This window comes from Brevundimonas diminuta ATCC 11568, assembly GCF_000204035.1.
In the GTDB taxonomy this organism is placed as follows: Bacteria; Pseudomonadota; Alphaproteobacteria; order Caulobacterales; family Caulobacteraceae; genus Brevundimonas; species Brevundimonas diminuta.
Genome location: NZ_GL883086.1, coordinates 112,730 through 119,165, shown reverse-complemented (window position 1 = coordinate 119,165; position 6,436 = coordinate 112,730). Strand labels below are relative to the sequence as shown.

Here is a 6,436-nt window from a genome sequence, read left to right as displayed (position 1 = left end):
GCCGGTGCGGCCGCGTCCTGCGCCAGAACCGGCGAGCTCGCCATCAGGACGGCGGCGCCGGCCATTGCGAGGAGGATATTCGTCTTCTTGCTATCGAGCATGTTTCGCCAGTTCCTGCTTTGGTCTGACTCGTGGAACCCAAAACCCAAGCCGCGTCAGTCGGCTGGGCCTTTACCGTGAAATTTTCCTCCCGCCGGAATTTCTCCCCCGCCGGTCGGCGCCGCATTCTTACGAAACATCCTGAGACGCTTTGCAGACTGGAGCGATGGAACCATACCCCCCCGTCCACAGCCTGCAAGCAAGAATGCGGTTAAGTCCCTTTGACGAACGGCTATCGGAGCGTCAAGGGCGGAAAATAGCTTTTCACCCCGCGCGCCTCGCCCCCGAGGCGGAGGCGCACAAATATTCCATTTGAATGAAATACAACGGCAACAAAAATGCCAACGCAGAGAATGTTAAGGAATGTTTAGGCCCATGACGATTTTTCGGCTTTTTCAAGGCCGAGGCGAATAATCATCATGTGAGGGAAAAGTGGTGCCTGGAGGCGGATTCGAACCACCGACACGCGGATTTTCAATCCGCTGCTCTACCAACTGAGCTATCCAGGCGTCGCTTTGCGTCGCGAGAGGCGGCTCTATAGGCGAGCCCGGACGGGCTGTCCAGACGCCAATTCACTCAATTCCGCGATCTTTTTCATCATCGTGCGCATCTTCGGCCGGAATGGCGTAGCCGCCGGTGAACCAACGCTGCAGATCGATGTCGGCGCAACGCTTGGAGCAGAAGGGCTTGTAGGCGGCGACGGCCTCGGCGCGACGGCAAATGGGGCATTGGGCCATGCTCAGCTCTCCTTGATCTCGAACACGCCCGGCGCGGCGTCCGGGCGGATGTGGGCGCGCGGCCCCAGTTGCGCCACCCAGGGGGACAGGATCGCCGCTGACGTCGAACTACAGTGCAGCGTCAGGCGCGGCACGGCGCGATCCGTCAGCAAGGCGAGGCGCAGGCGACGCAGGGCGCCGATCTCCAGCGCCCCCGGCGCCGCCAACCGTTCATCGGCAGGCGTACGCCCCCACGGCAAAGACAATTGCAGCAGGCCGAACCGGCTCAGCGGCCCGATCGCCGCCCCGGCGTGATCGGCGAACGCCTGGCGCGCCATGAATAGAGTGGTCTCTGGATGCAGGCCGACGCCCGCCAGGTCGATGGCGACCAGACCGCCCCACCCTTTCAGCGCCAGCAACCGCGCCGTCTGGCGCAGGCCCTCGCGATTCACCGCCTCGCGCCCCTTGCGGGAATCTCGACCGGCGGCTGGCGCGTAATCAATGTCGACCGCGATCAGGGCGCGCGTCCGCTGCACGGCCAGGTCCAGACCCACGCCCGGTTCGATCACGCCGTCGGACGACGCTTCTTCTTCAGCCTCCAACGCCGCATGAATCGCCTCGGCGCCCGTGGACACAGGCACGCCCGGCGCCAGCATGTTCAGAATGGCGGCGACGTCGGGTCCCGCCGCTAGCAGACGCGGCTCTCCGCCCGCCTCTCCCAGGCGGCGCAAGACCGGCCCCTTGCGCTCGCGCGGCTCGGCCGTGACCAAAAGTTCAAGCTTGGCGCCTTCCGGGGGACGATCCGCCTTGCCCAACGGCAGAAAGCCGAACGGCTCGCCGCAGCCCAGGTCGATGAAGGCCCCGTGCAGGCCAGGCGCCAGGCGCGCCACACGGCCGACGACGCGAGCCCCCAGGCGATGCTCAGGCCGATCGTCGTCTCTATGTATAATGAGGGCGCAGGCGCGGCCGCCGCGAAAGACCATGCCACGGGTCTCGCCCGGAGCCGCGTCCAGGAAGACCTCGACATCGGCCATCAGGCCGCCTCGCCTCTCCAGCCTGCGCCGCGCAAGAGATTCGCCGCCTCATACAGAGGCAGGCCCATGACGGCGGGGTGGCTGCCGACGATTCGGGTGATGAAGGCGGCGGCCCGGCCCTGAATGCCATAGCCCCCGGCCTTGCCGCGCCATTCGCCCGAAGCAACATAGGCGGCGATCTCGTCCTGAGACAACGGCTTGAAGCTGACGCGGGTGTCGACCACGCGCCAGGACGTGCGCCCGCCGCAGATCACGGCCACGCCGGTGAAGACGCGATGATTGCGCCCGGACAACAGCTTCAGGAAGCGGATCGCCTCCGCCTCGTCAGCGGGTTTTTCCAGTAGGCGGCGCCCCACGGCCACCACGGTGTCCGCCGCCAGGACCACGTCGTCAGGATGACGTTCCGCCACGACCGCCGCCTTGGAGCAGGCCAGGCGCTGGGCCAGACGCGGCGGCGTTTCGGCCTTTTCAGGCGTTTCGTCGATATCGGCGGGATCGACCAGATCGGGCGCAATGCCGATCTGCGCCAGCAATTCGATGCGGCGCGGGCTCGACGAGGCCAGAATCAACCTCGGAGCCGAAGCGTCAGGACGCGACACGCGCGTCCTTACTTGAAGCGGTAGGTGATGCGACCCTTGGTCAGGTCATAGGGCGTCATTTCGACCAGCACCTTGTCGCCGGCCAGCACCCGGATGCGATTCTTGCGCATCTTGCCCGCGGTGTGGGCGATGATCTCGTGATCGTTTTCCAGCGTCACGCGGAACGTCGCGTTCGGCAGCAGTTCGCTGACCACGCCGGGGAATTCCAGCAGTTCTTCCTTAGCCATGCGGCCTCTCTCGCCCGTGTGAACAGCTACGGGCCCGCGCCGAGCGTGAGCGCGAGCCGTGAAAGTGAGGGCGCCTAATGCACCAAAACGCTTAGATAGTCGAGTTCAGCCCCGACGGTAGAGGGCGCAGACTAGGGTGAAGAGCCGGCGCGCCGTCTCCTGGTCGATCTCCACCTTGCCGTCCAGCCGGGTTTTCAGCAGGGCCGCGCCTTCATTGTGCAGACCGCGCCGCCCCATATCGACTGACTCGATCTGGCTGGGCGAGGAACCGCGCAGGGCCTCGTAGTAGCTTTCGCAGATCAGGCCGTAGTCACGGATCACCGTCTTCATCGGCGTCAGCGACAGGACATGCGTCCGGCTGAAATCCGGTCCGGCGATATCGAAGGCCAGACGATTATCCTGCGACGACAGGGCCAGGGTGTAAGGACCGCCCGCCGCGCCGTCCGGGATGAAACTGTTCTGTTCAACCAGATCGAAGATAGCGACCCGGCGCTGATGCTCGATCTCGGCCGTCGCGGCCGGCAGGGAGGCGTTGTCGATCTCGATCGCGGTCAGCTTGTGCGGTCCGCTCATTGCGCCGCTCCGTCCAGATGGATCGGCGCCACCCGCGCGGGCCAGCGTTCGGAAAGGTCGGTCAGCACCGCATCCAGGCACTCCACGTCGATCCGCAGATCGCCGCCGCCCGCGAACATCATCATCACCTGACCGCCCGGCGCCTCGGTCGGCAGGAAGTCGAGCGCCAACAGCTCCAGCGCCGCCTCGGGCAGGCGCGGCAGACGGCGGCTCTTGACCGCCTGGACGTCGCCGAACTGCATGGCCGCCATGACGCGCGTGCCGCCGCATTCCCAGCAGAAGCGCGACAGGACGACGGTCAGGCGCCGCGCCTCCTTCTCCCAGCGGATGTCGACCGGACGCATGATGGCGTCCTGAAGCGCGGCCGAGATGATCTGCAGGTCGTCCGCGTCCTCGGCCAGCAGGCGCAGGGGCGTCATCGGCGCCAGGCTTTCGCCCGCGGCGCCTTCGTCCGCCACCTCGTCGGTCAGGGTCGAGATCGGTTCGCCGTCAGTGCTCATCGCCCTCCCCCTTGATCCGTCGGACATCGGCGCCGCAGGCGCCCAGCTTCTCTTCCATCCGCTCGAAACCGCGATCCAGGTGATAGACGCGGCCGACCGTCGTCTCACCTTCGGCCACAAGACCGGCGATGACCAGAGACATGGAGGCGCGAAGATCCGTCGCCATGACCGGCGCGCCCTTCAACCCCTCGACGCCGCGCACCACGGCCTCGCCCGCATGGACGGCGATGTCCGCGCCCAGGCGCGCCAGTTCCGGCGCATGCATGAAACGGTTCTCGAAGATGTTCTCGTGGATGACGCTTTCGCCCTCGGCCGTCGTCATCAGGGCCATGAACTGCGCCTGCAGGTCGGTGGCGAAGCCCGGATAGATCTCGGTCGTGACGTTGACCGCCTTCAGCCGCTGCATCGGGTCACGACGCACGATCAGGCCGTCCTGCGTCGGTTCGATCTCGACGCCCGCCTCGACCATCTTGTCGGTCAGGGCGGTGATCAGGTCGGCGCGGCCCTTGGTCAGGCGCACCTCGCCCCCCGCCATCGCCGCAGCAAGCGCATAGGAGCCCATCTCGATTCGATCGGGAATCACCGACCAGGTCGCGCCCGACAGGGACGAGACGCCGGTGATCGTCAGCACGTCCGTATCCAGGCCCTCGATCTTGGCGCCCATGGCGATCAGGCAGCGAGCCAGGTCGCCGATTTCCGGCTCGCGCGCCGCACGCTTCAGCACCGTCGTCCCGTCCGCCAGCACGGCGGCCAGCAGGGCGTGCTCGGTCGCACCGACCGATACGAAGGGAAACTCGATCTCGGCCCCGCGCAGGCCCTTGGGCGCGGTGGCGCTGACATAGCCCTCTTCCAGCTCGATCGCCGCGCCCATGGCCGTCAGGGCCTGAAGGTGCAGATCGACCGGCCGCGCGCCGATGGTGCAGCCGCCCGGCAGGGAGACCTTGGCGTGCCCCGTGCGCGCCAGCAGCGGCCCCAGCACGTTGAACGAGGCCCGCATCTGACGCACCAGGTCATAGGGGGCGAAGGTCGAGGTCAGCTCCGGCGCATGAAACAGGGTCTCCTGCCCGTCCGCCCCGTCGCGCTCGGTCACCTCCACGCCGAACTGGCGCAGCAACTGGCCCAGGAATCGCGTGTCCGCCAGACGCGGCATGTTCTTCAGCAGCAGGGGCTGATCCGTCAGGATCGACGCCGCCATCAGCTTGATCGCCGAGTTCTTGGCCCCGCTGACCGGAATCGAGCCGTTAAGGCGGTTGCCGCCGTGAATGACGATGCTGTCCATGGGTGTCGGGGAAGTCCTGGGAGGCCCGGACCCCTACGGCCCGGCGAACCGGTTATCTAGCAAGCCGAACGGCGCCCGCGAAAGGCCGTAACGTCGCAAGACGGATGACTTTCAGTTGCTTTCGCTCGGCGGCCGCGCGCCGCCCGCGCCCGGCGCCTTTCGGCGGCGCAGATTCGTGCGCAGGGCGGCCGCCAGGCGCGCCGCGCGCTCGGCCTTGGCCAAGGCTGCGGGACTGGCGGAAGGGGGCGAGGCGACGTCAGCGCCCGTCTCGTCTGCGTCTTTGGTCGGCTTATCCATGACGGCAGCAGACCGCGTGCAAAGATTTTGATCAAGCGTGCATTTTTGGCTTGGCCCGGCCGAAACCTTTGGCTATACGGCCGCTTCCTCAGTGACCCGCCGCCGTAGCTCAGTGGTAGAGCGCATCCTTGGTAAGGCTGAGGTCGGCAGTTCAATCCTGCCCGGCGGCACCACACTGACCCCTTGGATTTACAAGGGGGTTTCCGAGAAATCAGAAACTACCCCCCCGCGGGGACCAGATCGCAATCATCGCGAACATTTTAAGAGTGATTTCCATTTATTGGAAACTTCCCTGAACCGCGCCACCAATCCGCGCGATCGAGCTCTTCACGAAGCTTCTCTAACTGCCGCGACGTAAACTCACGTCCCATAGCGGTCGCCGTCGGGACTGAACGAAAAAAGCCCCAGGCGATGCCTGGGGCCTTCCGACTACTACCCACTCTACTGCCGACTACCAGTCACCCAAACCCGGGCACCGACCGATAGCTTCCATAGTATAATAATCCGTCCAAACGCCAGCAACTAAAGGCGTTATAATTATATTATTATTCAGACAATACTGCCTAGCCTGCCCCACGAGATTAGTATGACTTGAGTCGCTGTAAAAATAATACTGATAATAGAAATCAGACCTCGCCTGACTAGCGCCAGCCAATGTGACAACGCCGAACAAACCTGAGATAGCCAATCCAAGCGAAATGATACGGCGAACATTTATATTTTTCATAGCCACTTCCTCCAACAACAGGGAAATGAGCAATTCACATACCGCCGGTATGTACAATTAACATGATTGTGAAGTAACGCCTCATCGCCTTTTAAAATGCGCGACAAGCGAGAGATGTCAGCACCCTTCCATGCCCCCCGCCGACCCTACCTTAGGTCAAACCCACCGCCTTAATCGACACTGTCGGGTCGGCCAGCAGGGCGTCGTCCACCGCCGTCCCCTTCCCGATCAGCAGCCGTCCGCCCATGAAGTCGGCCGGTGCGTTGACCGCCTCGACCGCCACGATCCTGTCGCCGCTCAGGTGGAAAACCGAGAAGGCGCCGCCGGCCGGGTCGCCGCGCACCAGCTGGCGATCGGCGTCGAAAGGCACGCCCGCGATCTGCAA

The 6,436-nt window shown here is 64.8% G+C and carries 8 protein-coding genes and 2 tRNA genes; 1 reads left to right on the top strand and 9 read right to left on the bottom strand.

Annotation, left to right across the window (positions count from 1 at the left end):
- Nucleotides 1-532 precede the first annotated feature (532 nt).
- From BDIM_RS04315 to murA, 8 genes are all read right to left on the bottom strand, one after another.
- Nucleotides 533-608: transfer RNA gene (locus BDIM_RS04315), tRNA-Phe, on the bottom strand.
- A 63-nt stretch (nucleotides 609-671) separates the two neighbouring features.
- Entirely contained in the window at nucleotides 672-836 is a 165-nt protein-coding gene (locus BDIM_RS17070; RefSeq protein ID WP_003164350.1) for a DNA gyrase inhibitor YacG, read from the bottom strand.
- A 2-nt stretch (nucleotides 837-838) separates the two neighbouring features.
- Nucleotides 839-1,849, bottom strand: a complete 1,011-nt coding sequence (locus BDIM_RS04310; protein ID WP_003164349.1) for a ribonuclease E/G — start codon at nucleotides 1,847-1,849, stop codon at nucleotides 839-841.
- The gene (locus BDIM_RS04305; protein WP_040344999.1) at nucleotides 1,849-2,448 is read right to left on the bottom strand and encodes a Maf family protein; all 600 of its coding nucleotides are present in this window, start codon (nucleotides 2,446-2,448) and stop codon (nucleotides 1,849-1,851) included. The genes BDIM_RS04310 and BDIM_RS04305 overlap by 1 nt, the downstream gene beginning before the upstream one ends.
- A gap of 8 nt (nucleotides 2,449-2,456) precedes the next feature.
- On the bottom strand, nucleotides 2,457-2,675 hold the full coding sequence (gene infA, locus BDIM_RS04300) for a translation initiation factor IF-1 (protein WP_003164348.1): 219 nt from the start codon (nucleotides 2,673-2,675) through the stop codon (nucleotides 2,457-2,459).
- Nucleotides 2,676-2,780: 105 nt separating this feature from the next.
- Complete coding sequence (locus tag BDIM_RS04295) at nucleotides 2,781-3,248, bottom strand: UPF0262 family protein (protein WP_003164346.1); 468 nt, start codon at nucleotides 3,246-3,248, stop codon at nucleotides 2,781-2,783.
- Entirely contained in the window at nucleotides 3,245-3,748 is a 504-nt protein-coding gene (locus BDIM_RS04290; protein ID WP_003164345.1) for a DUF2948 family protein, read from the bottom strand. The genes BDIM_RS04295 and BDIM_RS04290 overlap by 4 nt, the downstream gene beginning before the upstream one ends.
- Nucleotides 3,738-5,027 carry a UDP-N-acetylglucosamine 1-carboxyvinyltransferase gene (gene murA, locus BDIM_RS04285; protein WP_003164344.1) on the bottom strand — a complete coding sequence of 430 codons (1,290 nt, stop codon included), beginning with the start codon at nucleotides 5,025-5,027 and terminating at the stop codon, nucleotides 3,738-3,740. The genes BDIM_RS04290 and murA overlap by 11 nt, the downstream gene beginning before the upstream one ends.
- Before the next feature lie 395 nt (nucleotides 5,028-5,422).
- On the opposite strand from murA, the gene BDIM_RS04275 reads away from it, so the two are divergent.
- Nucleotides 5,423-5,497: transfer RNA gene (locus tag BDIM_RS04275), tRNA-Thr, on the top strand.
- A 705-nt stretch (nucleotides 5,498-6,202) separates the two neighbouring features.
- On the opposite strand, the gene BDIM_RS04270 is transcribed toward BDIM_RS04275, so the two are convergent.
- The coding region (locus BDIM_RS04270) for an oxidoreductase C-terminal domain-containing protein (protein ID WP_040344997.1) at nucleotides 6,203-6,436 on the bottom strand (234 nt) is incomplete at its 5' end.